This window comes from Streptomyces polyrhachis, from assembly GCF_042663125.1.
GTDB lineage: Bacteria > Actinomycetota > Actinomycetes > Streptomycetales > Streptomycetaceae > Streptomyces > Streptomyces polyrhachii.
On the sequence record NZ_JBHSZO010000059.1, the window covers coordinates 1 to 23,726 of the forward strand.

At 72.2% G+C, this 23,726-nt stretch carries 26 protein-coding genes and 2 pseudogenes; 19 read left to right on the plus strand and 9 right to left on the minus strand.

Annotated elements, in window-relative coordinates; genetic code table 11:
* Positions 1–89 precede the first annotated feature (89 nt).
* Both ACFQLX_RS24500 and ygfZ read left to right on the plus strand, forming a co-directional pair.
* Positions 90–530 (plus strand): Fur family transcriptional regulator, encoded by a 441-nt coding sequence (locus ACFQLX_RS24500; RefSeq protein ID WP_386418558.1) that lies wholly within the window; start codon positions 90–92, stop codon positions 528–530.
* Between the two features lie 9 nt (positions 531–539).
* Positions 540–1,523 (plus strand): CAF17-like 4Fe-4S cluster assembly/insertion protein YgfZ, encoded by a 984-nt coding sequence (gene ygfZ / locus ACFQLX_RS24505; RefSeq protein WP_386418559.1) that lies wholly within the window; start codon positions 540–542, stop codon positions 1,521–1,523.
* A 29-nt stretch (positions 1,524–1,552) separates the two neighbouring features.
* Here ygfZ and ACFQLX_RS24510 read toward each other — a convergent pair whose 3' ends face one another.
* From ACFQLX_RS24510 to dtd, 3 genes are all read right to left on the minus strand, one after another.
* Positions 1,553–3,067 (minus strand): insulinase family protein, encoded by a 1,515-nt coding sequence (locus ACFQLX_RS24510; RefSeq protein ID WP_386418561.1) that lies wholly within the window; start codon positions 3,065–3,067, stop codon positions 1,553–1,555.
* Positions 3,068–3,069: 2 nt separating this feature from the next.
* The gene (locus ACFQLX_RS24515) at positions 3,070–4,017 is read right to left on the minus strand and encodes a hypothetical protein (protein WP_386418562.1); all 948 of its coding nucleotides are present in this window, start codon (positions 4,015–4,017) and stop codon (positions 3,070–3,072) included.
* Positions 4,018–4,145: 128 nt separating this feature from the next.
* On the minus strand, positions 4,146–4,571 hold the full coding sequence (gene dtd / locus ACFQLX_RS24520) for a D-aminoacyl-tRNA deacylase (RefSeq protein WP_386418563.1): 426 nt from the start codon (positions 4,569–4,571) through the stop codon (positions 4,146–4,148).
* Positions 4,572–4,737: 166 nt separating this feature from the next.
* Between dtd and ACFQLX_RS24525 the strand changes: the two genes are divergently transcribed.
* From ACFQLX_RS24525 to ACFQLX_RS24540, 4 genes are all read left to right on the plus strand, one after another.
* Positions 4,738–5,397: an RsiG family protein gene (locus tag ACFQLX_RS24525; RefSeq protein ID WP_386418564.1), complete on the plus strand. Its 660-nt coding sequence runs from the start codon at positions 4,738–4,740 to the stop codon at positions 5,395–5,397.
* A 131-nt stretch (positions 5,398–5,528) separates the two neighbouring features.
* On the plus strand, positions 5,529–6,254 hold the full coding sequence (locus ACFQLX_RS24530; protein ID WP_386418565.1) for an ABC transporter ATP-binding protein: 726 nt from the start codon (positions 5,529–5,531) through the stop codon (positions 6,252–6,254).
* The gene (locus ACFQLX_RS24535) at positions 6,251–7,315 is read left to right on the plus strand and encodes an ABC transporter permease (RefSeq protein WP_386418567.1); all 1,065 of its coding nucleotides are present in this window, start codon (positions 6,251–6,253) and stop codon (positions 7,313–7,315) included. Before ACFQLX_RS24530 ends, ACFQLX_RS24535 begins: the two co-directional genes overlap by 4 nt.
* A 74-nt stretch (positions 7,316–7,389) precedes the next feature.
* Positions 7,390–8,640: a GNAT family N-acetyltransferase gene (locus ACFQLX_RS24540; protein ID WP_386418568.1), complete on the plus strand. Its 1,251-nt coding sequence runs from the start codon at positions 7,390–7,392 to the stop codon at positions 8,638–8,640.
* A 144-nt stretch (positions 8,641–8,784) separates the two neighbouring features.
* Here ACFQLX_RS24540 and ACFQLX_RS24545 read toward each other — a convergent pair whose 3' ends face one another.
* The gene (locus tag ACFQLX_RS24545) at positions 8,785–8,961 is read right to left on the minus strand and encodes a hypothetical protein (RefSeq protein ID WP_386418570.1); all 177 of its coding nucleotides are present in this window, start codon (positions 8,959–8,961) and stop codon (positions 8,785–8,787) included.
* Between the two features lie 229 nt (positions 8,962–9,190).
* Here ACFQLX_RS24545 and ACFQLX_RS24550 point away from each other — a divergent pair, with 229 nt between their 5' ends.
* The 8 genes and pseudogenes from ACFQLX_RS24550 (at position 9,191) to ACFQLX_RS24585 (ending at position 14,937) form a co-directional block, all read left to right on the plus strand.
* The gene (locus ACFQLX_RS24550) at positions 9,191–10,099 is read left to right on the plus strand and encodes a GntR family transcriptional regulator (RefSeq protein WP_386418572.1); all 909 of its coding nucleotides are present in this window, start codon (positions 9,191–9,193) and stop codon (positions 10,097–10,099) included.
* Positions 10,100–10,176: 77 nt separating this feature from the next.
* A complete protein-coding gene (locus ACFQLX_RS24555) occupies positions 10,177–11,301 on the plus strand; it encodes a phosphotransferase family protein (protein WP_386418574.1) in 1,125 nt (374 codons plus the stop codon).
* 97 nt (positions 11,302–11,398) lie between these two features.
* Positions 11,399–11,713 (plus strand): annotated as a pseudogene (locus ACFQLX_RS24560) (HAD hydrolase-like protein); the annotation flags it as partial.
* 84 nt (positions 11,714–11,797) lie between these two features.
* A complete protein-coding gene (locus tag ACFQLX_RS24565) occupies positions 11,798–12,535 on the plus strand; it encodes an HAD family hydrolase (RefSeq protein WP_386418576.1) in 738 nt (245 codons plus the stop codon).
* Between the two features lie 63 nt (positions 12,536–12,598).
* Complete coding sequence (locus tag ACFQLX_RS24570; RefSeq protein ID WP_386418578.1) at positions 12,599–13,261, plus strand: phosphotransferase; 663 nt, start codon at positions 12,599–12,601, stop codon at positions 13,259–13,261.
* A 125-nt stretch (positions 13,262–13,386) separates the two neighbouring features.
* Positions 13,387–13,824, plus strand: a complete 438-nt coding sequence (locus ACFQLX_RS24575; protein WP_386418580.1) for a helix-turn-helix domain-containing protein — start codon at positions 13,387–13,389, stop codon at positions 13,822–13,824.
* A complete protein-coding gene (locus tag ACFQLX_RS24580) occupies positions 13,821–14,450 on the plus strand; it encodes a hypothetical protein (RefSeq protein ID WP_386418581.1) in 630 nt (209 codons plus the stop codon). The genes ACFQLX_RS24575 and ACFQLX_RS24580 overlap by 4 nt, the downstream gene beginning before the upstream one ends.
* A gap of 157 nt (positions 14,451–14,607) precedes the next feature.
* Entirely contained in the window at positions 14,608–14,937 is a 330-nt protein-coding gene (locus ACFQLX_RS24585) for a DUF2516 family protein (protein WP_386418583.1), read from the plus strand.
* A gap of 36 nt (positions 14,938–14,973) precedes the next feature.
* Here ACFQLX_RS24585 and ACFQLX_RS24590 read toward each other — a convergent pair whose 3' ends face one another.
* From ACFQLX_RS24590 to dacB, 3 genes are all read right to left on the minus strand, one after another.
* Positions 14,974–16,314: a PP2C family protein-serine/threonine phosphatase gene (locus tag ACFQLX_RS24590; RefSeq protein WP_386418585.1), complete on the minus strand. Its 1,341-nt coding sequence runs from the start codon at positions 16,312–16,314 to the stop codon at positions 14,974–14,976.
* A 295-nt stretch (positions 16,315–16,609) separates the two neighbouring features.
* On the minus strand, positions 16,610–17,740 hold the full coding sequence (locus ACFQLX_RS24595; RefSeq protein ID WP_386418587.1) for a C40 family peptidase: 1,131 nt from the start codon (positions 17,738–17,740) through the stop codon (positions 16,610–16,612).
* A gap of 195 nt (positions 17,741–17,935) precedes the next feature.
* On the minus strand, positions 17,936–19,450 hold the full coding sequence (gene dacB / locus ACFQLX_RS24600) for a D-alanyl-D-alanine carboxypeptidase/D-alanyl-D-alanine endopeptidase (protein ID WP_386418588.1): 1,515 nt from the start codon (positions 19,448–19,450) through the stop codon (positions 17,936–17,938).
* Between the two features lie 84 nt (positions 19,451–19,534).
* Between dacB and ACFQLX_RS24605 the strand changes: the two genes are divergently transcribed.
* Positions 19,535–20,026, plus strand: coding sequence for an inorganic diphosphatase (locus tag ACFQLX_RS24605; protein WP_386418590.1), 492 nt, complete (start codon positions 19,535–19,537; stop codon positions 20,024–20,026).
* Positions 20,027–20,261: 235 nt separating this feature from the next.
* Here ACFQLX_RS24605 and ACFQLX_RS24610 read toward each other — a convergent pair.
* Together ACFQLX_RS24610 and ACFQLX_RS24615 are read right to left on the minus strand one after the other, a co-directional pair.
* Positions 20,262–20,867 (minus strand): annotated as a pseudogene (locus tag ACFQLX_RS24610) (tyrosine-type recombinase/integrase); the annotation flags it as partial.
* 327 nt (positions 20,868–21,194) lie between these two features.
* Positions 21,195–21,950: a GntR family transcriptional regulator gene (locus ACFQLX_RS24615; protein ID WP_386418592.1), complete on the minus strand. Its 756-nt coding sequence runs from the start codon at positions 21,948–21,950 to the stop codon at positions 21,195–21,197.
* A gap of 131 nt (positions 21,951–22,081) precedes the next feature.
* Here ACFQLX_RS24615 and ACFQLX_RS24620 point away from each other — a divergent pair, with 131 nt between their 5' ends.
* The 4 genes from ACFQLX_RS24620 to ACFQLX_RS24635 are packed head-to-tail and all read left to right on the plus strand — an operon-like array spanning position 22,082 to position 23,674.
* Positions 22,082–22,339 (plus strand): hypothetical protein, encoded by a 258-nt coding sequence (locus ACFQLX_RS24620; protein WP_386418594.1) that lies wholly within the window; start codon positions 22,082–22,084, stop codon positions 22,337–22,339.
* A complete protein-coding gene (locus tag ACFQLX_RS24625) occupies positions 22,336–22,560 on the plus strand; it encodes a hypothetical protein (protein WP_386418595.1) in 225 nt (74 codons plus the stop codon). The genes ACFQLX_RS24620 and ACFQLX_RS24625 overlap by 4 nt, the downstream gene beginning before the upstream one ends.
* A 56-nt stretch (positions 22,561–22,616) precedes the next feature.
* The gene (locus tag ACFQLX_RS24630; protein ID WP_386418599.1) at positions 22,617–23,315 is read left to right on the plus strand and encodes a GntR family transcriptional regulator; all 699 of its coding nucleotides are present in this window, start codon (positions 22,617–22,619) and stop codon (positions 23,313–23,315) included.
* Positions 23,312–23,674: a hypothetical protein gene (locus ACFQLX_RS24635; RefSeq protein WP_386418597.1), complete on the plus strand. Its 363-nt coding sequence runs from the start codon at positions 23,312–23,314 to the stop codon at positions 23,672–23,674. Before ACFQLX_RS24630 ends, ACFQLX_RS24635 begins: the two co-directional genes overlap by 4 nt.
* The last annotated feature ends 52 nt before the right edge of the window (positions 23,675–23,726 follow it).

Genomic DNA, 23,726 nt, shown 5'->3' on the forward strand with positions numbered 1-23,726 from the left:
GAGCTGCGAAGCAGCGATCCGGGGGGCCGGGGGCGAAGCCCCCGCAGCGCGACGCGACCAGCGGCCCCCGGAGAACTAAACTCGCCCCCGTGGAAAGCACCGACTGGCAGACCGACCTGCGACAGCGCGGCTACCGCCTGACGCCCCAGCGCCAGCTGGTCCTGGAGGCGGTCGAAACCCTGGAGCACGCCACCCCCGACGACATCCTCGGCGAGGTCCGCAGGACGGCAGCCGGGGTCAACATCTCCACCGTCTACCGCACCCTGGAGCTGCTGGAGGAGCTGGGCCTCGTCAGCCACGCCCACCTGGGCCACGGCTCCCCCACGTACCACCTCGCCGACCGCCACCACCACCTCCACCTGGTCTGCCGCGACTGCGACACCGTGCTGGAGGCGGACGCCTCCCTCGCCGAGCCCTTCACCCGCACCCTGCGCGAGACCTTCGGCTTCGAGACGGACCTGAAGCACTTCGCGATCTTCGGCCGCTGCGCCGACTGCACGGGCGCCGCGCCCGGCGCCGAGGCGCCGTAGGCTGGACGTATGAACGCCGCCGCGCCACCCGCATCCCCCCTGCTCGCCCTGCCCGGAGCCGTGGCGGCGGAGTCGCCCGACGAGGGCGTCGCCGCGCACTACGGCGAGCTGTTCCGCGAGCAGCGCGCGCTCGCCGCCGGCAGCGGTTTCGTCGACCTCTCCCACCGCGGCGTGGTGACGGTCACCGGCGCCGACCGGCTGAGCTGGCTGCACCTGCTGCTCACCCAGCACGTCGAGGACCTGAAGCCGGGCGTGGCCACCGAGGCGCTCGTCCTCTCCGCCAACGGGCACGTGGAGCACGCGCTCTACCTGGTGGACGACGGGGAGACGACCTGGGCGCACGTGGAGCCGGGGACGCAGGGGGCGCTGCTGGCGTACCTGGAGTCGATGAAGTTCTTCTACCGGGTCGAAACGGCCGACCGCACCGGCGAGTTCGCCCTGGTGCACCTCCCGGCCGGCTCGATCGCGCCGGTGCCGGACGGCGCGGCGGTGCGCGAGACGCCGTACGGCCGGGACGTCTTCCTGCCGCGCGCCGAGCTGGAGTCCTTCGCCGGGTCGGCGGGCACGCCGGCCGGCGTGCTGGCGTACGAGGCGCTGCGGGTGGAGGGGCACCGGCCCCGGCTCGGGCGGGAGACCGACCACCGCACCATCCCGCACGAGGTGGGGTGGATCGGCTCGGCGGTGCATCTGCAGAAGGGCTGCTACCGCGGCCAGGAGACGGTGGCCCGCGTGCAGAACCTGGGGCGGCCGCCGCGCCGGCTGGTCTTCCTGCACCTGGACGGCAGCGAGGTCCAACTCCCGGCGCACGGCACGCCGTTGCGGCTGGCCTCCGACGGTCCCGAGGGCCGCGCGCTGGGCTTCGTCACCACGGCGGCGCGCCATCACGAACTCGGGCCGATCGCCCTGGGGTTGATCAAGCGCAACACCGACCCGCAGGCCCCCCTGCTGGCGGGGTCGACGGCGGCGGCGCAGGAAGTCGTGGTCGAAGCCTGAGCGTTGGCGCCCAAGCCCCCCGAAGACCCCTACTTCTTACGCCGGAAGAACCCCGTCCCCGTCTTCTCCTTCGGCGGCTGCGGGATGTCCTCCGCCGCACGCGGCGCCTCCCGTACGACCGCCGTGTCCGCCACCCGCGCGTCGATGAGCGCGAGGGCCTGCGGCGGCAGGCGGAAGAGCGTCGGCTCCACCGCGACGACGATCCCGTCGCGGCCGGTCAGGCGCCGGGCGCCGTCGGGGACGGCGGACATCAGCGCGCACTCCTCGTAGCGCACGGTCGCCGCGCCGCCGGGGGTGAGCAGGCTGACGCCCTCCTCGCCGACGACCAGGTGGACGCCGTCCTGGCCGATCGCCGGGTACGTCGGACCGTTGACCGTGGCGAGGGAGTACAGCGGCGCCTGCGTGAAGCCCGCCCACTCCGCGTCGCGCCCGCCCGGCACCTGCAGCAGCCCGGCCGCCGCGCCCTCCTGTGCCACCGCGCGGATCTGCCGGGGCGTCACCGCCAGCAGCTCCGCGCACAGCTCGGCCACGCTCTGGTTGCGGTGGCCGTAGAGGAGGTTGCGGGCGTAGCCGGGCAGCCGCACGGCGGGCAGGTCGGGGGCGTCGAAGTGGGCGAGCGCCGCCTCGCGCACCGCGTCGAGGTCCGCGCGCTCCACGTCGCGCCGCCGCAGCCGCGCCAGTACGTCCACGAAGCCGCCCAGGACCGCGTCCTGCTTGTCCGCCAGGGCGTCGGCGAGCGCGGTGACCACGGCGAAGTCGGCGTCGCGGGGGGAGTAGTCGGCCGCCGCGGTGTAGGAGTAGCCGCCCTTCTTGCGCAGGTCGCGGAAGAGTTCGCGGCCGAGCAGCTCGGCGTAGAGGCCGGCGGCGGCCGAGCGGCGCACCACCGTGTCGTAGACGACGCCGCCGTCCTCGCCGCCGAGGTAGGCGGGGGTGGTGGGCAGCGCGGAGGTGACGGCCGGGGTCCCGTACCAGGTGCCCGAGGGCAGCGGGGTGAGGTCGAGGCCGGCCGGGACGTCCTCGGCGGTGATCCACAGGACCGCGTTCTCGCGGGTGAACCAGGTCCGTACCCACGACTGGACGGTGGCCGCGTCCAGCCGGGGCAGGCCCAGCTCCGGGTAGCTGAGCAGTCCGTAGCCCTGGGCGCCGTAACGCCACAGCGGCAGGCGGCGGTTGGCGCCGCCGCCGCGTCCGGCCTCCTCGGTGCGCAGGATCTCCTTCTCGGTCTCCAGCCGGTGCAGCGGCAGGTCCGCGAGGGCCGCGCAGACGCCGTTGAGGTAGGCGAGGACCTCGCGCGGGGTGCCCTGGACGTGGAAGTGGGTGTAGGCGTCGGCGGTGGCGCCGTTGTAGTGGCCCTCGCCCAGGCCGCGTTCGTGCAGGGCGAGGTGCTCCACCAGGTGGGTCAGGCCGCTGGTGGCGAGGGTCTCGTCGGCGCGGCCGACCCGGAAGAGGAGCCCCGCCGCCATCGGGCCGGGGCGGGCGGCCAGCACGGTGCGTACGCCCGAGACGGTGGTGGTGCGGATGCCGTCGACGGTCGGCTCTGCCATGGTCAGCCCTTCCCCAGTGCTTCCTTGCGCGCCCGCTGGTACGTCGCCGCCGGATCGCCCGATATCCGGTCCCACGGGGACTCGCTGCCCCGGCCGGCGAGTTGGCGGAAGTGCCAGGCGGCCTTGGGCCGGTCGTCGGTGAGCCAGGACAGCAGGGCGAAGAGGTTGTGGGCGTAGATCCAGTGGAAGTCGCCCCGGAAGTCCCCGTGCATGACCGTGCGGTGCACGGCGTCGGACAGCTCGCGCTGCGCGGCGGGGCCCGCCAGGTCGTACGGGTCGTTCTTGCGGTCGGCGTAGTGCTCCAGGTGCGCCTCGGCGACCAGCAGCGCGCTCAGTGAGCCGTGCGGTGCGGCGGCGGCGCACTCGCCGGCGAAGGTGTGGGCCGCCTGCCAGGTGCCGCCCCACTTGGGGCAGAGCTGCTGGAGGAGCTTGGACTGCGCGCTGTAGAAGTGCGGGTGGTGCTCGGCGAGGCGCTCGTAGCGGCGCCGGGCCTCGCCCGCGCCGAGCTGCAGGCCGCGCGCGGTGGTGAGGCGGTGCAGCCAGCCCAGCGCGTTGGCGGGGTCGTCGGCGCAGACGTCGATCAGCAGCCGCTCGGCCCGGCGCAGGTAGCCGTGGAAGCGGGTGAACTGGTCGGCCGAGACGTGGTCGGCCGTCGCCGCCGAGCGGATCCGCCAGCCGACGTGGACGAGGGTCCCCGCCAGCAGCGTGCGCGCCAGCAGGTCGCCCTTGTCGGCGAGGGGGAAGAGGAACTCCTCGGCGCCGGGCGTCTCCTGGACGACTCCGGCCGCCTTCGCCAGCAGGTCCGGGTCCGCCAGCTCGCCCAGGTACGCGCGCACGGTGGCCCAGTCGCGGCCGGTCGCGGCGGCGCGCAGCCGGCCGAGCTCGGGGAGGTTGACCAGCGGGTTGAACTCGACGGTCCCGGCCCGCGCGGCGGATGCAGAATCGAACACCGCCGGATCATAGGCGACCGGGGGGTGCCCGGTGAAGCCCTTTCCGGCTGGTGGAAGGGCTTCTGTGCTGGTCGCGGGCTGGTTGGGGGCTGGTGGGGGCCGGTCGATGCGGTGAGCCGGGGAAGGGCTCAGACCTCGACCAGGACCGTGAAGGGTCCGTTGTTGGTCAGCGAGACCCGCATCTCCGCGCCGAAGCATCCCGTGCTGACCTCGGCACCCAGGTCACGGAGCTGTGCGACGACCTCGTCGACGAGCGGTTCAGCGACGTTCCCGGGCGCGGCGGCGTTCCAGGTGGGGCGGCGACCCTTGCGGGCGTCACCGTAAAGCGTGAATTGGCTGATGACCAGAAGCGGAGCACCGGAGTCCGAGCACGATTTCTCCCCCTCCAGCATCCGAAGCGTCCACAGCTTCCGCGCCAACTGCGCCGCCTTGGCCGGGGTGTCGTCGTGCGTGACCCCCACCAGCACACACAGCCCCTCCCCGGGGAATCCGCCGACCGTCTCGCCCGCCACCTCGACGCGGGCGCCGTCGGCCCGCTGCACCACTGCTCGCATCCGCACATCATGCCCTGCGCGCCCGTGCGCCCCTTTTCACGCCCATGCGCCCAGGGCCGTTCGGAGTCAGAGCGCCTGCACCGGCGCGCCGCGTGCTGGCACGATGCTGCTGTGTCCGGCGGTAGGACGGCTGCGTCAACCGGACGAAGGGGACGGAAGTCAACGCATGAGTTCAGCAAGCGCCGGGCATACACCGAGTCCCGTACCGACCGCGCGTACCGAGGACCTCCAGATGCTCACGTCCGATCCCGCCCGTGCCGCCGGCACACCCCGTCCCCCCGCGCCCCGCGCGCCCCTGGGCGAGGACGTGCACGACCCGCACGGCCCGCACGCCGCACCCGCGCCGCACAGTGTCCACATGGACGCCCTCACCCTGCGTGAGCTGCGCGAGCTGCGCCGCACCTCCCAGCAGGAGGAGGCGGACCTCAGCTACGTACGCCGGCTGCTCCACGGCCGCATCGACATCCTGCGCGCCGAGCTGGCCCGCCGGGAGGCCCCCCTGTCCCCCGTGCTGGACCGGCTGCCGGAGATCCTCACCGACGCCCCCACCACCCGGCACTCCTCCGCCCGCCACGTGACGCTGGGGACGCCGCTGCGTGAGGAGTACCGCGAGCTGGCCGAGCGGATGCTCGGCGAGGTGGAGCTGTCCGACCTCACCGCCCGTACGGCCGAGGAGCTGCAGCGCGCGCTGGGGGAGCTGCTGCGCCACGAGTTCGGGGTCTCCCGGCTCCGGCAGCAGCTGCAGCTCACCGCGGACGCCTGCAGCGGGGAGATCGCCCGGCGCTACCGCGAGGGGGAGGCGCAGGTCGACGACCTGCTGCGGTGAGCCGCACCACCCTCGGGCTCCGCATCCCGGCCGAAGAATGCGGACCGCCAACCTGCCGTATCCATACATGACTTGACCGGATCTGATCTTTCGGCAGCGGAATCGGACCTTCCTCGCCTAGGGTCGCGGGCGTGACTGCCGCGATCATCGCCCGAGGGCTGCGCAAGAGGTACGGGGACGTCCAGGCCGTCGACGGGGTGGACTTGGAGGTCGGCACCGGGGAGTTCTTCGGGATCCTCGGCCCCAACGGCGCGGGCAAGACCACGACCATGGAGATGATCGAGGGCCTGCGCCAACCCGACGCCGGCGAGGCGCGGTTGCTGGGGACGCCGTCCTGGCCGCGCAACCGGGCGCTGCTGCGGCGCATCGGCGTGCAGCTGCAGGCGTCCGCGTTCTTCGAGAAGCTCAGCGCCCGCGAGCAGATCCGCACCTTCGCCTCCCTCTACGGCGTCGGCGACGACCGTGCCGACGCGATGCTGGAGACCGTCGGCCTGACGGAGAAGGCCGGTACGCGGGAGGACAGGCTCTCCGGCGGCCAGGCCCAGCGCCTCTCGATCGCCTGCGCGCTCGTACACGACCCGGAGCTGGTCTTCCTCGACGAGCCGACCACCGGCCTGGACCCGCAGGCGCGGCGCAACCTCTGGGACCTGCTGCGCGAGATCAACTCCGCGGGGCGCACGGTCGTACTGACCACGCACTACATGGACGAGGCCGAGACCCTGTGCGACCGGGTCGCGGTGATGGACGCGGGGCGGGTGCTGCGGGTGGGGCCGCCGCGGGAGTTGGTCGCGGAGCTGGGCGTGGATTCGCTGGAGGACGTGTTCCTGCGGCTGACGGGGCAGGAGTGGCGCGAGTGAGAACCTTCCTCAGTCTGTCGAGGGCGATGGCACTGGGCCTGCTGCGCGACCGGGCGGCGGTGTTCTTCACGCTGCTCTTCCCGGTGATGTTCCTGGCGCTGTTCGGGATGCTGTTCAAGGACGCCGGGCAGGAGCGCGCCGACATCGTTCAGATCGGCCGCGTGCAGATCCTCGACTCGCTGCCGGCGGACGCGCGCAAGGCGCTGGCGGAGGTCATGGAGGTCGACAGGTCGAGCGACCGGGCGCAGGCACTGAAGGACGTACGGGACGGCGACACCGACGCGGTCGTCTGGCAGGACGGCGACACCCTTCAGATCCGCTACTCCGCCGCGGACCCGGTCGCCGCGGGCAACGTGCGCGGCATCTTCGCCTCGCTGGTCGACAAGGCGAACGTGGACGCGACCGGTCAGCCGCCCGCGTACCGGCTGCGGGGCGAGCAGGTGGAGGACGAGTCGCTGGAGGCGATCCAGTTCTTCACGCCGGGCCTGCTGAGCTGGGCGGTCGCGATGGGCGCGGTGTTCGGCACCGCGCTGGGGCTGGTGAACTGGCGCAAGAAGCGCATCCTGCGCCGGCTGTGGCTGGCGCCGATCAGCCCCGTCCCGGTGATCGCGGCCCGGATCGGCACCACGGTGGCCATCGCCCTCGTCCAGACCGCGATCTTCCTGGGCATCGCCACGCTGCCGTACTACGGGCTGAAGCTCAGCGCCGACTGGTGGCTGGCGGTGCCGCTGGTGGTGTGCGGGGCGCTGGCGTTCATGTCGGTGGGCCTGCTGGTGGGCGCCTGGGCGAAGTCGGAGGAGGCGGCGCAGGGGCTGGCGCAGATCATCATCCTGCCGATGGCGTTCCTGTCGGGGGCGTTCTTCCCGCTGGACGCGGCGCCGGGCTGGGTCCGTACGATCTCCGAGGCGCTGCCGATGAAGCACCTGGCGACGGCGCTGGAGAGCGTGCTGAGCCGGGGCGGCGGCTGGGGCGACGCGCTGCCGGCGATGGGCGGGCTGCTGCTGTTCGCGGCGGTGCTGACGGCGATCGCGGCGAAGGTGTTCCGCTGGGAGGCGGCGTAAGCAGGATGCGCGGGGCCCGCGGGCGGACGGAAATCGGGATGCCGGGGGCGGGGGCGTCCGCATAGCGTGCCGCTATGAACGACGTGGAGATCCGCACCCTCACCGACGACGACGCCTACGGCTGGCACCAGGCCCTGAACGCGGGCTTCCTGATAGATCCCGGCCCCGCGCGCGAGGACGTCGAGGCCCGCGTCCCCCTGATCGACCTGGACCGCACCCAGGGCGCCTGGGACGGCGGGCGCTGCGTGGGGACCTTCCGCAGCTTCGCGCAGGAGCTGACCGTGCCCGGCGGCGCGGCGGTGGCGGCCACCGCGATCTCCAACGTCACCGTCACCGCCACCCACCGCCGCCGCGGCCTGCTGACGGCGATGATGGCCGCCGACCTGGCCGCCGCCAAGGAGCGCGGCGAGGCGGTGGCGACGCTGATCGCCGCCGAGTACCCGATCTACGGCCGCCACGGCTTCGGCCCCGCCGCGTGGACGACCGCGTGGGAGGTCGACATCCCGCGCACGGGCCTGGACCGCCGCTACGCGGGCCCGGACGACGGCGGCACGGTGCGGCTCTCGGACGGCGCGGAGGTACGGGCGCTGGGGCCGGAGCTGTTCGAGCGCTTCCGGCGCGGGCAGGCGGGCGCGGTGACGCGCGAGGAGCGCTGGTGGGAGCGGACGACGGGCGAGATCCGCGTGTCGCTGGGCGGCCCGTGGAAGGAGCCGTACTACGTGCTCTACCGCTCGCCGCAGGGCGAGGTGCAGGGCCTGGCCACGTACCGGGTGGACGGCAGCGACTGGCGCTCGAAGCTGCCGCACTGCGAGGCATCGGTGGACAAGCTGATCGCGACCACGCCGGCCGCCGAGCGGGCGCTGTGGCGCTACCTGTGCTCGATCGACTGGGTCACGACGCTGAAGACGGGCTTCCGCGCCCCCGACGACGTACTGCCGCTGCTGCTGCCGGACCCGCGCGCGGCGCGGATCGACAGCCACGCCGACTTCCTGTGGATCCGCCCGCTGGACACCGCGCGCCTGCTGGAGGCGCGCACGTACGCGACGGCGGGCAGCCTGGTGCTGGAGGTGGTGGACGCCGGGGGCCTGGCGGGCGGGCGCTTCCTGCTGGAGACGGACGGCGTGAAGTCGACGTGCACGGCGACGACGCGCGCGGCGGAACTGACGCTGCCGGTGGGCGAGTTGGGCACGCTGTACCTGGGCGACGAGTCGCCGGTGCGCCTGGCGGCGCTGGGCCGCGCCACCGAGGAGCGGCCGGGGGCGGCGGCGCGGGCGGACGCGCTGCTGCGGACGGCGCGGCGGCCTTGGTGCCCGGACGTGTTCTAGGGCCGGCCTGGCGTCTCCTATCCCCTATCCCCCGTTCCCCGTTCCCCCGGAAACGTGAACGTCGCCCGAGCCGCCCCCTCCGCGGCTCGGGCGACGTGCTCACCCGGTGCATCGCCCTGCCCGTCGCGCGGCCCCGCCCACCGCTCAGGTGGCGGGCTGCGAGACCAGCGAGCCCAGCACCACCGTGCCGGCGAGGCTGCAGGTGGTGTTCTTGATCTTGAAGCCGATGGTCAGCAGGGTCAGCCCCAGCACCCCGGCGGTTCCGTACTTCCATTCGATAAGCCGATCCATCACGGCCATCCCGATCGCGAGTGCAGGCATAGCGACCCCCCTCCAGGTCCACCGCTGAGGCGCGCTCGGTGCGCGACCGCCCGTGCGTCGTCGGACAGGCGGGAGAGCGGGAGTCGACGGCTCGACCAACATCCGAAAACTTGACCAGGTTTCGAAAAGTTGGTCGCCAACTCCCTTATACTTACTGCCCAGTTGGCTTAGAGCGAAAACTGTTGGCGAACAACCAGCATCTAATGGCCCGAAGTTGTACTGTTGGCGCGTGGGCACGCGCGACCATCAGACGCTCGACGACACCCAGCACCCCCGGACCGTCGTCGCCAACGCGCTGCGCTCACGCATCCGCGCCCACGAGGAGGGCTACCGCCCCGGCGAGCGCATCCCCACCCAGGGGAAGCTGATGAGGGAGTTCGACGTCGAGCGGGCCGCCGTCCGCCAGGCACTGGACCAGCTCAAGTCCGAACACCTGCTGGACACGGACACCATTACGCAGGGCGCCCCGCCCCGGGTGGCGCAATGGGAGTCGGCACAGCCCCCCGGCGAGCTTCGCCCCGCCGGCGTGGAGCTGGCGGATCGCATCAACGTCGCCTTCCAGTCCCGCCACGTCATCCTGGACTCGTACTCCCTCACCACGGAGACGCTCAACGGCGCGGTGACACATGCGGTCACCGCCATGCAGAACGGCGAGCTCGATCCTCCCGAGACCATCACGGCCCGCCTCCTCGTCCCCACCCCGGGCGCGGACCTGGCCCTCCCCCGCCTCGTCGGCGACAAGAGCAGCACCCGCCCGCTGAAGCGCCTGTACGGCCTCATCGACCTGCACGCCCGCTCGCTGGAGCACTCACTTCTCGCCATGGTCGAACGCGACCGGGTGCAGCGGGTGGTAGTGGAGTTCCGGACGATCCCCATGACCCCGACGCACAAGCTCTATCTCCTCAACCGCAGTGAGGCGCTGATCGGCTTCTACAGCGTGCTCCCCAGCACGGTGATGGACCGGGCCGGCGAGATGGAGATCTACGACGTCATGGGGATCGACACCAAACTGCTGCGCTTCTCCACCCTGGACAGCACGGCCACAGAGCAGGACACCGCGATGATCGCCGAGTCCCAGCGGTGGTTCGACTCCCTCTGGGACACCATCGCCGAGGAGTACACCCCGGGAGACGACTGAGCGGCCCACCGGCCCCAGCCTCGCCGTCATGCCCGCCCCCGCCCCTCCCAGCTCATCGAGACCGATCCCCGGTGAACATGCCGATCGACCCACCCAGTCCTCCGACCTGGGCAGCGAACCTCTCCAACCGCATTCGGCTGGAGGCGCACCACCGACTGCCCTGGATCAACGGCCGCCGCGTCCTTCAGGGGCACCACAACCGCAACGTCGTCGTCCCGCTGGGAAGACTGGCCCGGGTGGTGCCCTCCCTGGAGGGCACCACCCACGTCAAGTTCCGCACACCGCTGCGCACTCTGGAAGTGGTGCCCCGGCTCTGGACAGACGAGTACACCCTGCTGCAGGCCATCCGGCCGTACGTCGAGAACGTCCCCCTCCCTCTGGCCCGCCACGGGCACTGGACGGTCCACTCGTACGTGAACGGTGATCCGCTCGGCTACCTCTTCCCCCGGAGAGAACAGCCGCTTGACGACAAACTTCTCCGTCTCATCGCCGAGTTGATGCGTACCGTCGCCTCGGTTCCGAAAGCCGCACTGCCACCGGTCCGCCCGGACTGGCCCACCCGCGACGACAGCAGAGGCTTCCTCCACCGTCTGATCACCTTCTCCGAAGAGCAGGTACGGAAGCGCTACCTGCCGGAATTCGGTGTCCTCTTCGCCCGGCTGGGGATTCCCGATGACGCGATCACCCGCTTCCGCGACCGGGCGCGCAAGTTGTCCGCCCGCTCGCTCTGCCTGGTCCACGCCGACCTGCACCGCGACAACATCATCAAGCAGGGCCCAGATCTCCACATCCTGGACTGGGAACTGGCCCTCTACGGTGACCCGCTCCACGAGCTGGCGACCCACCTGGTCCGCATGGGATACGACGAGAACGAGCGGAAGCGAATGCGCGGCTACTGGGCGGACGAAGCACTCCCTGCCCACAGCAACGCCCTCGACGACGACCTCCCGGTCTACCTGGACTTCGAGTGCGTCCAGTCCGTCCTCACCGACACCATGCGGGCTGCACGCTCCCTGCGCCCCCAACCGAGCGCGTCCGCCCTGGAAGGGGCCGCAGGCGCCATCCGGCGCGCGCTCGCCAAGGCGGAAAGACCCCTGGACCTCCCCTGGATTCCGGATGAAGGCAAGACGATCGACGCCCTGTGCGAATGGCAGTCGCAGCCGGGAAACCGTCCCGGCCGCCGACTGCTGTCGCGCCACTGAAGTTCGGATCCCATAGCCGCGCGAACAGCTCCCACGGTGGCCGGCTCCCGCGCACCGCGCCCGGCCTCGGGGAGTTCACCTTCCTCGTCCTGGACTTCGGGCGTTCGGCGACGCCGTCGCGGGTCGTCCGCACGAGGCGTCCCTGATGAAGCCCAGCCCGGTACTGCTCGACCGGATGGTCTCCGACTGGCAGGCGGAAAGCGGTCGTTGCCTGCTGATCGGCGACTCCCTCTCGGACGCCGAGGCGGCCCGTGCGGCGGGCATCGCCTTCTGGGGGCTGCACCGGCGCCGTACCGGACGGGACAAACTGCGCGCACAGGGCGGCACTCGGTTCACTTTCACCAGTCTGGGCAGGCTCTCCGCTGCGGTTCCTCCTGTCGCCGACGCTCCCGTCGGGACGCACGCCCCGTAAGGCCGAGGTACTTTCCCTGCGGTGCGGACCCCTTGAGTACGCTGGACCGCGCTGTCCGATTGCAGCCCTGACGTTCGGAGAGTTGTGGCCGACACCCGCGCTTCCGAGACACCAGACGCACTGCGCCGGCTTCTGGCGGCGGCCCGCTGCGTGCTCTTCGATTTCGACGGACCCGTCTGCCGGCTCTTCGCCGGCCGGTCCTCCGCCGACATCGCCGCCCGGCTGCGGGAGTGGATGCTGGCCGAGGGGCACGGGGAGGCGGTGCGCCTCGCCCACGAGGCGTTCGCCGACGCCTACACGGTCATGCGCCACCTCGCCGCGACCGGCGCCGACCCCGTGGTGATCGCGGCGGTGGAGAAGCACCTCACACAGGAGGAGCTGGCCGCCACCGCGACCGCCTGGCCCACCCCGCACGCCGACCCTCTGATCCACACCCTGCGCGCGATCGGCCGCCAGGTCGCCGTCGCCACCAACAACGCCCCCGAGCCCGTACACAGGTACCTGGAGGACCGCGGCCTCGCGAACTGCTTCGGCCCCCACATACACGGCCGCACCGAGGACGCCCTGCGCCTCAAACCCGACCCCTCCTCCCTGCGCCGCGCACTGGCCTCCACCGGGGTCTCCGCCGCCGAGGCCGTCATGCTCGGCGACAGCTGGGTGGACCTGGAGGCGGCCCGCGCCCTGGACGTCCCGTTCATCGGCTACGCCACCAGTCCCGAAAAGGGCACCCTCCTGCGCGACCGGGGCGCGCGGATCGTCCTGGACGACCTGTTCCCCCTTCTCCAGGCCACACTGTCCCTGCGGTCCACGCCGGCGATGTGAGGCGGCAGTCACATCGGCTCGGGCACATCGACGCGGGTGGCCGGGCGCACCAGACTGTCTCCCATGGAATTGATCGCGCGCGGCCGGGACGCCGACGTGTACGCCCTGGACGACACCCGCGTGCTGCGGCGCTACCGGGAGCCGAGGCCGACGGAGCGTGAGGCGCGGCTGATGGCGTATCTGGCGGAGTGCGGATATCCCGTGCCGCGGGTGTACGGGCACACCGCTACGGACATGGTCCTGGAGCGTCTGGGCGGCCCGACCATGCTGGGGGTGCTGTCCCGACGGCCGTGGCAGGTCGGTCGGTTGAGGCGGCTGCTGGGTGAACTCCACGACCGCCTGCACGCGTTGCCGGCGCCGCAGTGGCTGCCGACGCGCTTCAGCACGGGCCGCGACGACCGCGTACTGCATCTGGACCTGCACCCGGACAACGTCATCCTGACCGACCGGGGGCCGATGGTCATCGACTGGTCGAACGCCCGCGGCGGCGATCCGGCGGCGGATGTGGCGATGACACTGGTGACGATAGGCAGCGCCCAGGTCCCCGGCCTCCCGGCCCGCGCGGGCCGGGGGCTGCTGCTGAGGGGCGTACGGGCGGGAACAACGACCGACCCCGCGAACCACCTGGCGCAAGCGGCCCGGGCCAAGCTCACCGACCCCAACCTGACCCCACCGGAAGCAGCGTGGCTGCGACGCCGCACGGGGACACCGCACCAGGACGCCTGACGGCCCCGCACACCCCGGAGTCGGACAACCGCCGATCATGACGCGATACATCGCGATAGTGTGAGCTGCGACACACCTGCAAGCGGGTGCTTGCAATAGTTAGCAGGGGGGAGCAGGCTCGGGGTATGGCAACGCTCAACGTCGGTGGGCTCGGGGAGTTTCTGCGGGAGCAGCGCAGGCATGCGCAGCTCAGCCTGCGGCAGCTCGCGGACGCCGCCGGGGTGTCCAATCCGTATCTGAGTCAGATCGAGCGCGGGCTGCGTAAGCCGAGCGCCGAGATCCTGCAGCAGTTGGCCAAGGCGCTGCGGATCTCCGCCGAGACGCTGTACGTACAGGCCGGGATTCTCGATGAGCGGCGGGACACCGACGGGGTCGCCGTGCACACCGCGATCCTCACCGATCCGGCGCTCGACGAGCGGCAGAAGCAGGTGCTGCTGCAGATCTACGACTCCTTCCGCAAGGAGAACGCGCGGGACGGGGAGCGGGCCGGTACGGACGCAGAGGCAGGCGGCGCCCTACGCGCCGTAGGAGAGAACGAGTCCCAGGGAGGAACACCCTCATGACCATCACCGACACCACCCGCAAGACCCTCGCCGACCCGACGCCGCTCTACGCCGTGGCCGGGCTGGCCGATCTGGCGCAGGAGAAGCTGCGGGAGGTGCCCGCCCTCGTGGAGAAGCTCCGCGAGCAGGCCCCCGAGCGCATCCAGGCCGTCCGCGAGGCCGACCCCAAGGCCGTCCAGGAGCGCGTCACCCAGCAGGCCAAGGCGCAGGCCACCGCCGCGCAGGCCAAGCTGAACGAGGCCCTCGCCGGCCTCGACACCGACGTGAAGAAGCTCCGCGAGAACGCGCAGGACCTCGCCCTGCAGGGCGTCGGCCGCGCCGCGGAGTACGCGGTCAAGGCGCGGGAGGCGTACGACGAGCTGGCCGAGCGCGGCCGGGGCGCGGTGAAGACGTGGCGCGGCGATGTCGCCGACGACGTCGAGTACACCGCCGAGGTCATCCGCCAGGCGCCCGAGCCGGCCGTCGAGAGCGAGCCGGCGGCCGACGCCGGGCCGGTCGTGGCGGACGCGCCCGTCAAGCCCGCCGAGGCCGCCAAGCCCGCTGCCAAGAAGGCCGCGCCCGCGAAGAAGGCCGCCGTGAAGAAGACCGCCACCGCCCGCAAGACCGCTCCCAAGAGCGAGGGCTGAGGCTCCGGTCCGGCCGGTCCGCGACTACCGCGGATTCCGGTCGGGGCTGTGTCCCAGGCGTCCCGTCCGTGCATCGGGCACAGGCGGGGCGCCTGCGGCGTTGTACCGGGTACGGTGGCCGACAGATGTCTATTCCGGGGAACGGGTGGTGTCCGGCGTGTTGCTGCAAAGCTTTGGAACGGTTCTCTACTACCTCTCGCTCGCGATCGCCCTCTTCTCCCTCACGGCGTTCGTCGACGCCGCGCTGAAACGCAAGGACGCCTACGAGGCGGCCGGCAAGCAGAACAAGGGGTTCTGGCTGATCATCCTGGGCATCGGGGTGGCCGTGAACTTCTTCCCCGGGATGTTCTTCCTGGTGATCATCGGCCTCATCGCCGACATCGTCTACTTCGTCGACGTCCGCCCCGCCCTCAAGCAGGTCGCCGGCCCGCGGCGGCGCGGCGGGAGCAGCTCCGACGGGCCGTACGGGCCCTTCGGCGGCCGCTGACCGCGCCCCCGCCCCCGCCCCAACAGCGGAGGCTCCTCACCGCTCCCGGTCCAGCAGCAGGACCGCCACGTCGTCGGTCAGCTCCCCGCCGTTGAGGCGGCGGACCTCCGTGACCGCCTCGGCCAGCAGCCCCTCGCCGCGCAGTTCGCGCGCCTGCAGCCGGGACGTCAGGTCCAGCAGCCCGTCCTGGCCCAGGCGCGGGCCGGCGCCGTTGTCCGTACGGCCCTCGATCAGGCCGTCGGTGTACATCAGCAGGCTCCACCGGCCGCCCAGTTCGACCTGCCGGCGCGGCCAGCGCGCGCGGGGGAGCAGGCCCAGCGCCGGGCCGCCCATGTCCTCGGCGTCGTCCGGCAGCAGGCGCGGGCCGGCGGGGAGGGCGCCGGGGCGGGTGATCAGCGGGGCCGGGTGGCCGGCCAGGCAGACGCCGGCGCGGCGGCCGTCGGGGCTGATGTCCACGGTGCACAGCGTCGCGAAGATCTCCTCGTCGGCGCGCTCGTTCTCCAGCACCTGCTGCAGGGTGGAGAGGAGTTCGTCGCCGCAGAGTCCCGCGAAGGTCAACGCCCGCCAGGCGATGCGCAGTTCCACACCGAGCGCCGCCTCGTCGGGGCCGTGGCCGCTGACGTCGCCGATCATCGCGTGCACCGAGCCGTCGGAGGTGCGGACCGCGTCGTAGAAGTCGCCGCCGAGCAGGGCGCGGCTGCGTCCCGGCCGGTAGCGGGCGGCGAAGGTCAGTCCGGAGCCGGCCAGCAGCGGGGTGGGCAGCAGGCCGCGCTCCAGGCGGGCGTTCTCCTGGGCGCTCAGCTTGGCGGCGGTGAGCCGGTGGTGCGCCTCGTCGGCGCGCTTGCGTTCCACGGCGTAGCGGATGGCGCGGCCCAGCAGGCGGCCGTCCAGCTCGTCGCGGAAGAGGAAGTCCTGCGCGCCGACCCGTACCGCCTCCGCGGCCCGCTCGGCGTCCTCGCCGTCGGTGAGGACGAGGACGGCGTGCTCGGGGGCGATGCGCAGCACTTCGCGCAGGGTGTCCAGCTCCCCCTCGGCGCTGTCCGCCGAGCCGTCGGCGGACAGGTCGAGCAGGATGCAGTGCACGTCCTGGGTGAGCAGGCGCTCGGCCTCGGTGAGGTTGCGGGCCGTACGCACCCGGATGCGCTCCTCGCGGCGCGGGCCCGCGGGGTGCTCCAGCAGCGCGGGGACGCTGAGGTCGCCGCCCGGGTCGCCGGCGATCAGCAGGACGTTGATCTGGGTGCGCCGCTGCGGGCTCTGCTCGCGCTGTCCCGGCAGCTCCACGGCGGCCGTCCGCGGGGTGCCGGGGGCGTCGGGTACGACACTCGCACCGCCCGGGTGGGCGGCGTGATCGATGAGGGGGCGTCCCGTTGCGGGCATCGCTGTCTTCCTTCCCTCCCCCCGAGGGTTCAGAGGCTGTGGTCAGACCCCCGTCTGCGCCCCGGTGCCCGGTGCGCCCGCGCTCCGCGCGGACGACGGGGGTCTGACCACCGCCTCTGACAGTCCGTACAACTACGGACCGACATCGGGGGACCCTAGCGCCTGCGGACATCGGAAGGGAACGCCCGTCCGGGAAATTCGCGTGCGAGGGACGGACCGAGGGGTTAAATCGGGACGTACTCCCAGGTCAGAGGCCGCTTTGGGCATGACGAAGATCACGTGTGACGGGGGCCCCTCAGGCGTCGGGCCGCACCACTCCCAGGATCGGCAGGGAGCCGGCGCCCTCGATGGTGATCTGGCGGCCCGTGCGCGGGGCGTGGAGCATCCGGCCGTCGCCGATGTAGAGGGCGACGTGGCTGGCGTCGCTCTTGTAGATGATCAGGTCACCGGGGCGCATGTCGCGGACGTCGACGCGGGTGAGGCCCTGCCACTGCGTCTGCGAGGTGCGCGGGATGGTGAAGCCCGCGGCCTGCCAGGCGCGCATCGTCAGGCCCGAGCAGTCGAAGGTGTCGGGGCCCTCGGCGCCCCACTCGTAGTCCTTGCCGAGCTGCGCGGTGGCGTAGCGGATCGCGCGCTTGCCGGCCTCGGAGGCGGTGGCGTCGATGTCGTCGAGGATGCCGGAGCCCAGCCAGGCGGCCTGGTTGGCGCGGGCGGCGTCGCTCTCCCACTGCGTGAGCAGCCGGCGCTCGTCGGCGGCGAGGCGCGATTCCAGCAGCTTGGCCTCGGCGAGCTGCTCCTCGATCTCCTTGCGGACCTTCGCCTGCTGCCTGCGGTCGCTCTCCAGCCGCTCCCAGAGGTCCTTGGCGTCGGCGGTGTAGCCCTGCAGGGCGTTCTCCGTGGCGCCGAGGTCGCGGATCAGGGTGGTCTGCGCGCTGATCGCCTTGTCGGTGAGGTGCAGTCCGTCGAAGAAGTCCTGCGGGTGGTCGCTGAGCATGAGCTGGGCCTCGGTGGGGAAGCCGCCGCTGCGGTACTGCGCCCGCGCCAGCGCGCCGGCCTGCTCCCGCAGCCGCTCCAGCCTCGCCCGTGCCGCCGAGGTCTCCTTCTCCACCGCCGTGACCGCGCGCTGCTGCTGCGCGAGGCGCTCCTCGACGCCGTTGTACGCGTCGGTGGCTATCTCGGCGCGGTGGTACAGCTCCTGGATCTGGGCGTGCACCTCCTGCGCGGAGGGCGCGGGCTGGGCCCGTACGGCCGGGGCGGTGAAGCCGGCGGCCAGGGCGAGGAGGACGGTGGTGAGGGTGCGGATACGGCGTCTCGCGGGGTGTGCGCGGCGCGCGCGGGCGGCGCGCGGTGTGCGCGCGGCGTCGCGGTCGCCCCTGCGGTCGCCGCCGTGTGTCCCTCGGCCCGCACCGGTCCAGCCCCCCGCCATGCGTCCCCTCCGTCGTCCCCTTGTGTCCCCCGTACAGCCGTGATGCTGCCATGTGCGGGCGGATTACGACAGACCCGGCCGGTGAGGGGCGTGCTCGGAGCGCGCGGAATGCGCGCTGAGTGCGCAATTGCGGGGCGGAGTTGTACGGCGGCAGGGCTTCCCGGCGTCCGATGGAGGCTCTCGGTGTGCGGTGCGTCAGCGGCAGCCGCAGTCGGCCAGGGCGGAGGCCAGTTTGTCCAGGGCGCGTTGGGCGCCGTCGCGGTCGGTGGTGCCGTTGGCCAGGAAGGCGAAGGCCAGCAGGCGGCCGTCGGCGTCCACGACCGTGCCGGCGAGGGAGTTGACGCCGGTGAGGGTGCCCGTCTTGGCCCGTACGACCCCCGCGCCCGGGGTCTGGTCGTAGCGGGCGTCGAGGGTGCCGCTGAAGCCGGCGATCGGCAACCCGGTGAGCAGGGGGCGCAGTTCGGGGTGGTCGGGGTGGCCGGCGAGGACGAGGAGGCGGGCGTAGAAGGCGGCCGGGGCGCGGTTGCCGCGGCTGATGCCGCTGCCGTCGGCGAAGCGGACGCCCTTCACCGGCAGTCCCATACGGGCGAGTCGGGCCCGTACGGCCGCGGCGGCGGAGGAGAAGCTCGCCGGGCGGCCGGTGGCCAGGGCGCTCTGGCGGGCCAGGGCCTCGGCGAGGTCGTTGTCGGAGTGGGTGAGCATCCGCTCCACCAGCACGCCCAGGGGCGCGGAGTGGACGGCGGCCAGTTTCCCGGCCTTCGCGGGCGCGGTGGCGGGGGTCGGGGCGCCGGTGAGCTTGACGCCGTGGTCGGCCAGGTGGCGGGCGAAGAGGCGGGCCGCTTCTCCCGCCGGGTCGGGCGTGCGGGGGGCGGGGCCGGAGTAGCTGCCGTCCAGGCGGCCTTCGTCGACCATCAGCGGCGTGACCGCGGCGAGGTTGTCGTTGACGCCGATGGGGTGGCGCGCGGGGCCGGTGTAGGCGGCGGTGTCGTAGCGCAGGGTGAGCGGTTTGCCGCCGGGCTTCAGGGCGCGGGCGCTCAGCTCGGCGAGGCGGTCCAGGCGGGCCCCGGTCAGCGTGGGGTCGCCGCCGCCGACCAGGTAGAGCGTGCGGCCGGCGGTGCGGGTCTCGGTGGCGATGCGGTGCTCGGGGCCCAGCGCGCCGAGCGCAGCGGCGCCGGTGGCGAGCTTCGTCACCGAGGCGGGGACGGCGGCGGCGTGCGGGCGGGCCCCGTACAGCCCCCGGCCCGAGGCCACGTCCCAGACCGCCGCCGAGCGCAGCGAGCCCAGCGCGGGGTCGGCGAGCAGCGGGCGCAGGGCGGCACGCAGGCCGGCCTCGGTGGGCAGGGGGGCGCGGGTGGCGGTGCCGTCGGCGGCCTCGGCGGCCTGGGTGGGGCGGTGGCCCTCGGGGCCCAGGGGGCGCAGCACGGCGGGGGCGTCGTAGCCGGGGGCCGCCCCTTCCCCGAGCTCTTCGCGCGGGGGATGCTCCATGGCGCGGGGGGCCGCGGCGTCCTTCCGGGGGGATTTCGCGTCGTGATCCGCGTCACCCGCGCGGGCCACGGCGGCTGCCCGCGCGCGTTCCGCCGTACGCTGGCCGTTGTCCCAGGGACCCGCCAGCGAGGCCGTCACGGCCGCGAGGGCGAGGCCGGACAAGGCGGACAGGGCGGTCAGCCGCCAAGGGGAAGGGGGCGCACCCGCCTTCCGTCTTCCGAGCACCCCGACCAGCCCCTTTCGCCACCACAGGTCCCCGTGGGGGACACTGACACGTACCCGAAGCATGCTGATCATGGAGGACCACCCGTGGAGTTCGACGTCACCATCGAGATCCCGAAGGGTTCGCGGAACAAGTACGAGGTGGACCACGAGACCGGTCGGATCCGCCTGGACCGCCGACTCTTCACGTCGACCAGCTACCCCGCAGACTACGGCTTCGTCGAGAACACGCTCGGCGAGGACGGCGATCCGCTGGACGCGCTGGTCCTTCTGGACGAGCCGACCTTCCCCGGCTGCCTCATCCGCTGCCGCGCGATCGGCATGTTCCGGATGACGGACGAGGCCGGCGGCGACGACAAGCTGCTGTGCGTCCCGGCGTCGGACCCGCGCATGGAGCACCTGCGCGACATCCACCACGTGCCGGAGTTCGACCGCCTGGAGATCCAGCACTTCTTCGAGGTCTACAAGGACCTGGAGCCCGGCAAGTCGGTCGAGGGCGCGGAGTGGGTGGGCCGCGTGGAGGCCGAGGACGAGGTCGTCGCCTCGCGCAAGCGCCTGGCGGACTCGGGCGGACACTGACGCTCTGAGCTGGCCTTTCGTCTCTTCTGACGGAGGCTGAAACAGCAACGGCCCCCGCGCTGCCCCGGTGATCCGGGGCGGCGCGGGGGCCGTTTTCTGCCGGGCTGCGGAAGGGCCTCAGGAGATCATTCGGATCTCCGGGCCGTCTCTGGGCCGTCTCTGGGCCGTGGGAGCCGAAGAGGGCCCGATCCACCGCGTGCCGCGCACGGTGCTCGCTGCTCGGCATCAGGTGCGCGTAGATGCGCAGGGTCAGTGCCGCGTCGTGGTGTCTGAGGTACGACGCCGGCGCCTTCACGTTCTCCCCGGCGTCCAGCAGGACCGAGGCGTACATGTGCCGCAGTGCGTGCATCCCGTGCTCGCGGGCGGCGGTGTAGCGGCCCTGGCTGTTCCGCGTGACAGGGATGACGCCGGCGGCGGCGAGCGCAGGTTTCCACACCGCCTTGTTGAAGACGTTGCGGTGTACGGCCAGCTGCTGCCCGTCGCGCAGGAAGACCAGCTGGCGCATGACCTTGGGCGCCTCGGGTACCTGCCACGGCAGCGACACGGACAGTGGCGGGAACTCCGCGCAGTGCTCGGCAAGCCGCTCGGCGAGGCCCGGTGCGAGCGGCACGTCCCGCTCCTTGCCGCCCTTGGGCGGGCCGAACATGAGATGCCGACCGACCTGCTTCACCTGGCAGCGCACGTGCAGCCAGCCGCCCTCGGTGTCGATGTCGTCCAGGGCGAGCCCGAAGACCTCGCCCTGCCGCAGTCCGGCTCCGCCGGCGATGTCGACCATCGCCTGATAGTGCCCCGGCAGCGCGGCCCGTACGGCGTGCGCGGTCTCCGGCAGCCACGGCCGCACGCGGGCGGTCGAGGCCCGCGGCGCCCGGATGCTCCGGGCCCGGCACGGGTTGCTGCGGAGGTAGCCGTCATCGACAGCCGCGCTCAGGACGGTGGAGACAGCGCGGAAGATCGCCGCCCGGTACGAGGGCGAGAGGACGTTCTTCTCCAGCTCACTGAGCCACGCGCGGATGTGCTGCGGCCGGAAGGAAGCGAGCGGGCGAGTGCCGAGGTACGGGATCGCATGTCGCCGCAGGCAGGTGCAGGTGGATACGAGCGAACGCGACGCACGTATGGCCGTGGTCGAGGCGAGGGCGCGCGCTGGAGGACTTCGGGTGGCGCTACCCGGTCAGCTCCGACTGACCGGCAGCTCGTACACGATCTCGCAGAGCGCGGCGGGCACCACGATGTCGGCCGTCTCGACTGCTCGGCCGTCGCTGTCGTAGTAGATCCGCTCGATGCGGGTGCAGAGCGCACCGCGCTGGACGCCGAGGAGGTTCGCCTCCTCGGCGTTCGTCTGTCCGGGCTCGGACCGCTCCTCGGCATGCGTGACCGTGATGCCGAGTTCGGCCATCCGCCGCACCACGCCGGCCCCGGCCAGTGGGCCGCCGTCGGGAAGGACCACGAGTGAGCCCGAGGTGATGGCGTAGGGCTCCCAACTCGTGGAGAGATAGGCGGGCTTGCCGCCCATCAGGTGCTCGTAGGCGGTACGCACGCAGTAGTCGCCCTCGGCGATTCCGAGGCGCGCTGCGATGTCCGGCGGGGAGGGGACCATGACGTCACTGCGCCCTTCCCACGCCTCCCCCTCGCCGAGGGCGCCCATGTCGGGGCCGATCGCCCCTTCAGCCGCCGTACGGAGCTGGAAGCGGGTCATGCGCAGGCGCTTGCGCTGCTCGGTGACATAGGTGCCGGAACCGGCGCGTCCTTCGAGGACGCCGTCCGCGATGAGCGATTCCTGCGCGCGGCGGATAACCGCGTCGCTCACCTCGAACTGCTTCGCCAGCTGGGCGCGGGAGGGCAGTTGAACGCCGGGAGCCCAGTCGCCGTCCGCGACTCGCTTCCGCAGCACATCAGCGATCTGAAGATAAGACGCCTGCTCACGCATATGGAAAATCTAGCCGACTACCTCTAATCTAGACGTCTAACTAAATGCTAGACGTCTAGATCTGTCGAGGGTGTGCTGTCGGCGACGGAGGAAACGCCTTGTGCTCTGCGGAAACACGCGTCGCCGCACTCATGACGCGTCTCACTGCCGCCGGCTTCACACCTCGCAGGGAGGAGCGGGGCGAGTACATCGCCCTCGTCACGCAGGTACCGAGACCGCTCTCCGCCGAGGCGTGGCAGCAGCTCTACGAACTGCTCGCCACGGCGGATCGCTGGGGGCTCGAAAGCCGGAAGGGCGGCCTGACGGCCGACGCTTCCGTACGCAAGGACCCTCGCGACAAGCAGCGCCAGCCGGGAGCAGAGCCATCAACCGCAGGGGAGAAGCAGTGACGTCCATCAACGAGCCGCGAGTGGCCGCCGTCAAGGTCGACGTCAACTGGCGAACGATCCAGGCCGGAGACGTCCTGATCATCTGCGGCCAGCCCTTCGAAGTTCTGAACCTGATCGATCTCTCCGGCCGGGGAAGGGCGCTGCGCTTCACCAGCGGCAAGGTCCTGAACATCAACTCGTACACGCGGCTGACCGTCACGCGGGCAGTCAGGAAGTGGTGACCGATGGCCCAGAACCGCCACGCGTACATCGCCGGTGACCTCCGGCGACAGATCACATCCGGAGAGTTGGCTCCGGCGCTCAACTCCCCGCCGAGACCGAGCTGATGAAGCGATACGAGGCGAGCCGCCCGACGCTGCGCTTCGCCCTGGCCCAGATCGAGAACGAAGGACTCCTGGTCCGCCGCCAGGGCCTCGGAAACTTCGTCCGCCACGCCCCCCGCCTCATCACGTACGGCGCCGAGAGCGGCCGACCCGCCTGCCGCGCCGACGCGGCTGTCGAAGCCGACGCGAACGCGGCGTTGAGGATCACCGTCAGCCGCCAGAACGTACGGGCTGACGACGAACTGGCCGCGCTCCTCGAACTGCCGACGGGCAGCGATCTGACCGAGTACTTCTACAAGAGCCGCTACGCGATAGACCCGTGCAACGTGGCGTGGATCTACGTGCCTCACGCTGTCGCGGTCCTGGACGTGCCGGTGACGAGCAGCTCCCCCACCGGCGAGGACGTCCAACAGGCGCTCACGGCAGCGGACATCACGATCGCCGAGACCCGCACGAGCATCGTCTCCCGCCTCCCCAACGCCGAGGAGAGCCGGACCTTGCGCATCGGCGCCGGCACGGCAGTCCTCGGCATCGAGCAGATCGCCACGGACACCACGGGTCGCGCGGTGTCCCTCACGCGCGCGGTGTTCCCGGGCTACAGCGCGCAAGCAGTCTTCATCGAGCAGGTCCGAGAGCTGGAGGCGACACGATGATCTACGACGACAGCGGCGCCCCTCTCCCCACCCGGGAAGCACGGCAGGCGCAGGCCGACTCCACAGCCCTGCGCCTGCTCCCCTGGCGCGGGCCCTCCGGCGGCCCGTGCTACCTCAGCACCGACAACCCCGACAGCACGGTCTCCCGCATGGCTGACGAGATCGAGGAGGGCTGCATCAGCACAGCCGAAGAGGTCCTGGCCGGCACCAAGGCCGTCCTCGAAGGCTCCCCCACCAATGCCCCTGCGCTCCGCTTCGCCCTCCAGCGCACGTGCGAAGCACTGTCGGACCTCCTGCTCGTGGCCGAGAGCCGCGGGGAGCGGGTTTCCCAGAGCGGATGCACAACGACGACTCAGTGAGGCTTTGCCAACTTGCCTGCTGTGCTGAGGAGTTGGGCTGGCGCATGAGTGA

Bases quoted from the DNA above. Each gene is read 5' to 3' on its own strand.
- ygfZ (WP_386418559.1), top strand. From the start codon at position 540: ATGAACGCCGCCGCGCCACCCGCATCCCCCCTGCTCGCCCTGCCCGGA.
- ACFQLX_RS24510 (WP_386418561.1), bottom strand. From the start codon at position 3,067: ATGGCAGAGCCGACCGTCGACGGCATCCGCACCACCACCGTCTCGGGC.
- dtd (WP_386418563.1), bottom strand. From the start codon at position 4,571: ATGCGAGCAGTGGTGCAGCGGGCCGACGGCGCCCGCGTCGAGGTGGCG.
- ACFQLX_RS24525 (WP_386418564.1), top strand. From the start codon at position 4,738: ATGAGTTCAGCAAGCGCCGGGCATACACCGAGTCCCGTACCGACCGCG.
- ACFQLX_RS24540 (WP_386418568.1), top strand. From the start codon at position 7,390: ATGAACGACGTGGAGATCCGCACCCTCACCGACGACGACGCCTACGGC.
- ACFQLX_RS24545 (WP_386418570.1), bottom strand. From the start codon at position 8,961: ATGCCTGCACTCGCGATCGGGATGGCCGTGATGGATCGGCTTATCGAA.
- ACFQLX_RS24555 (WP_386418574.1), top strand. From the start codon at position 10,177: ATGCCGATCGACCCACCCAGTCCTCCGACCTGGGCAGCGAACCTCTCC.
- ACFQLX_RS24570 (WP_386418578.1), top strand. From the start codon at position 12,599: ATGGAATTGATCGCGCGCGGCCGGGACGCCGACGTGTACGCCCTGGAC.
- ACFQLX_RS24575 (WP_386418580.1), top strand. From the start codon at position 13,387: ATGGCAACGCTCAACGTCGGTGGGCTCGGGGAGTTTCTGCGGGAGCAG.
- ACFQLX_RS24580 (WP_386418581.1), top strand. From the start codon at position 13,821: ATGACCATCACCGACACCACCCGCAAGACCCTCGCCGACCCGACGCCG.
- ACFQLX_RS24590 (WP_386418585.1), bottom strand. From the start codon at position 16,314: ATGCCCGCAACGGGACGCCCCCTCATCGATCACGCCGCCCACCCGGGC.
- ACFQLX_RS24595 (WP_386418587.1), bottom strand. From the start codon at position 17,740: ATGGCGGGGGGCTGGACCGGTGCGGGCCGAGGGACACACGGCGGCGAC.
- ACFQLX_RS24615 (WP_386418592.1), bottom strand. From the start codon at position 21,950: ATGCGTGAGCAGGCGTCTTATCTTCAGATCGCTGATGTGCTGCGGAAG.
- ACFQLX_RS24620 (WP_386418594.1), top strand. From the start codon at position 22,082: ATGACGCGTCTCACTGCCGCCGGCTTCACACCTCGCAGGGAGGAGCGG.
- ACFQLX_RS24635 (WP_386418597.1), top strand. From the start codon at position 23,312: ATGATCTACGACGACAGCGGCGCCCCTCTCCCCACCCGGGAAGCACGG.